2 protein-coding genes are annotated in these 3,020 nt (G+C 65.1%); one reads left to right on the top strand and one right to left on the bottom strand.

Annotation, left to right across the window (positions count from 1 at the left end; all coding sequences use genetic code 11):
• Positions 1 to 1,337 (bottom strand): M23 family metallopeptidase (locus JCM9942_RS12990; RefSeq protein WP_054660181.1); only part of this gene is annotated, 1,337 nt, incomplete at its 3' end.
• 166 nt (positions 1,338 to 1,503) lie between these two features.
• Here JCM9942_RS12990 and tyrS point away from each other — a divergent pair.
• On the top strand, positions 1,504 to 2,718 hold the full coding sequence (gene tyrS, locus JCM9942_RS12995; protein WP_054660183.1) for a tyrosine--tRNA ligase: 1,215 nt from the start codon (positions 1,504 to 1,506) through the stop codon (positions 2,716 to 2,718).
• Positions 2,719 to 3,020 lie beyond the last annotated feature (302 nt).

The raw sequence follows: 3,020 nt of genomic DNA on the forward strand, positions 1-3,020 counted from the left end.
GGCGCGGTCTGGGCGCGGAAGGCGACCAGCTCGGCGCCCTTGAGCGGTTCCGGCGGCGGCATCGTCACCGACAGCGGATTGCGGTGCACGCCGTTGACGCGGAATTCGTAGTGCAGGTGCGGCCCGGTCGACATGCCGGTGGAGCCCACATAGCCGATCACCTGGCCCTGGGCGACACGCTGGCCGGTGCGGTAGGGGCCCAGCCGCGACATGTGTCCATACAGCGTGGTGTGGCCGCGGCCATGATCCAGGATCACCACATTGCCGTAGCCGCGCTGGGTGCCGGCGAACTGCACACGGGCATCGCCGGCGGCCATGATCGGGGTGCCGGTACGTGCGGCGTAATCCACGCCCTTGTGCATGCGCATGGTGCCCAGGATCGGATGCCGGCGAGAGCCGAAGTTCGAGCTCAGGCGGGCGAACTGGATCGGCGAGCGGATGAAGCTCTTCTTCAGCGGGCGGCCGCTGATATCGAAGTACTCGGACTTGCCGTTGCGCTCGAAACGGAAGCCGGTGTGGGTCTTGCCGCCGGTCTGGAAGGTGGCCGCCAGGATCTTGCCGGTGTCGATGCGCTCGCCTTCGCGCCAGGTTTCATCCAGCACCACGCTGAAGCGGTCACCCGGCTGCAGGTCCTTGGAGAAGTCGATGTCGTACTTGAAGATCTCGTCGGTCATCGTGGCGATGGCCGAGGGCGACAGGCCGGCCCGGCGGGCGGCGGTGTACAGGGAGCTGGTGATCTCGCCACTGGCGACCACGGTGCGGGTGGTGCTGGCGCGTTGCATCACCTTCTCGCGGATCTGGTCGCCCTGCAGCGACAGCTCGACGCGGTGGTTGGCATCGCGGTCGAAGCGGATGCTGCGCAGGGTGCCGTTGACCGGCAGGTCGAAGGCGATCTCGGTGCCGGGCTTGAGCCGGGTCAGCACCTCGCGGGTGCCGGGGTGGTCCAGCACGCGCTGCATGGTCGATGCCGGCACGCCAGCGGCGGCGAACAGATCGCTCAGGGTCTGCCCGCGTTCCACCCGCTGGATCTGCCAGCTGTCGCCCGGGGTCTCGCCGCGGCGGGCCAGTGACAGCGGCGGCAAGGGCAGGGCGAGCGTGGAGTGGGACGTGGGGACCGGCAGATCGATGGCATTGGAGAAGCCGGGCACGATCGTCGCCGCCAACGCGCCGATGGTGGCGAACAGGCTGGCGTGGATCCAATGCCGTCGGGTCCAGCGTTCGTTGAACGCGGCCGGCAGGTGGTGTTTCAGCTTTCGATGCAGGGCGGTGTCGTGCAGGACGCTGAGGCGTTCTTTGAAGCGTTGTTTGCGCGCGGGGCCATGATCGGGTTGGGACATCACTCAGTTCTCTGGCCGGCCCGGATCGCGGGCCTAAACGCGGGTAACATAGACAGGTATCAATACCGCGTCAAACCATTGAGCCACATGGCTTTTCGATCTTGCGGCGCGGTTAACTTGCACTTAACACCATTCATGTTTTTAACGGCGAAGCCGGGAGTTTTGCGTGTCCTCGATTGATGAAGCCCTTGCCCTGATCGGCCGTGGTGCCGATGAAATCCTCAAAGTGGAGGAGTTGCGCCAGCGGCTGGAAAGCGGCCGTCCGCTGCGTGTGAAGGCCGGTTTCGACCCCACCGCTCCCGATCTGCACCTGGGCCACACGGTGCTGCTGAACAAGCTGCGCCAGTTCCAGGATCTCGGTCACCAGGTCATCTTCCTGATCGGCGACTTCACCGGCATGATCGGCGATCCGTCCGGCAAGAGCCTGACCCGCAAGCCGCTCAGCCGCGAGGATGTGCTGGCCAACGCACGCACCTACGAGGAGCAGGTGTTCAAGGTGCTGGACCGGGACAGGACCGAGGTGCGCTTCAACTCGGAGTGGTTCGGCAAGATGAGTGCGGCCGACATGATCCGTCTGGCCGGCCAGCACACCGTGGCGCGCATGCTCGAGCGCGACGATTTCGCCAAGCGCTACGCCGCCCAGCAATCCATCGCCATCCATGAATTCCTGTATCCGCTGGTGCAGGGCTACGACTCGGTGGCGCTGGAATGCGACGTCGAACTGGGCGGTACCGACCAGAAGTTCAACCTGCTGATGGGGCGTGGCCTGCAGGAACACCACGGACAGAAGCCGCAGATCGTGCTGACCATGCCGCTGCTGGAAGGCCTGGACGGCGTCAACAAGATGTCCAAGTCGCTGGGCAACTACATCGGCATCAGCGAGCCGGCGATCGACATCGTCACCAAGACCATGAAGGTGGACGACACCCTGATGTGGCGCTGGATCGACCTGCTCAGCTTCGACATCTCCATTGACGAGGCCGGGCAGCTGCGTTCCGCCGTCGAGGCCGGCACGATCAATCCGCGCGAGATCAAGCTGCGCCTGGCGCGCGAGCTGACCACCCGCTTCCACGATGCCGGCGCCGCCGAGCAGGCCATCGCCGGCTGGAATGCCGCGGTGACCGGGCAGGGCGATATCACCCAGCTGCCGCTGCAGGAAGTGACCGTGCCGGCTGAAGGACTGCGTATCGGTGCGTTGCTGACGGCGGCAGGGCTCACCCCGAGCAACTCCGAGGCCTCGCGCAAGCTCAAGGAGCGCGCGGTAAAGGTGGATGGCGAAGTCGTCGAAGACGCCCAGACCGTATTGCAGCCTGGTTTCGAGGGGCTGCTGCAGGTTGGCAAACGCACCTTCGCCCGCGTCCTGCTGGTAGTGGCGGGCTGACGGCGCAGGTGAGCAAGGCCGCTTCCCCCGGGGAGCGGCCAAAGCCCTCTCCCGCCGGGAGAGGGTAGGGCGACGCCCCTTTGCCTCATCACCCGTAAGCCTTGATCAGCATCATCTGGATGCGTACTGCTGTGTACACCGATAAGTGCAAGCAAAGCAGTACGGGCCGCTCCAGGGCGCAATGAACGATTGCTGGAAAAAACTTTCCACAACCCCTTCACAAAGCCCGTAAAGAGGCACATACTTCACCTCCCCCGACGCAGGGGCCTCGCAAGAGGCGCAAGCGAAAGGAAAGCTTGAAG

The sequence above is a fragment of the Stenotrophomonas pictorum JCM 9942 genome, from assembly GCF_001310775.1.
GTDB classification, from domain to species: domain Bacteria; phylum Pseudomonadota; class Gammaproteobacteria; order Xanthomonadales; family Xanthomonadaceae; genus Stenotrophomonas; species Stenotrophomonas pictorum.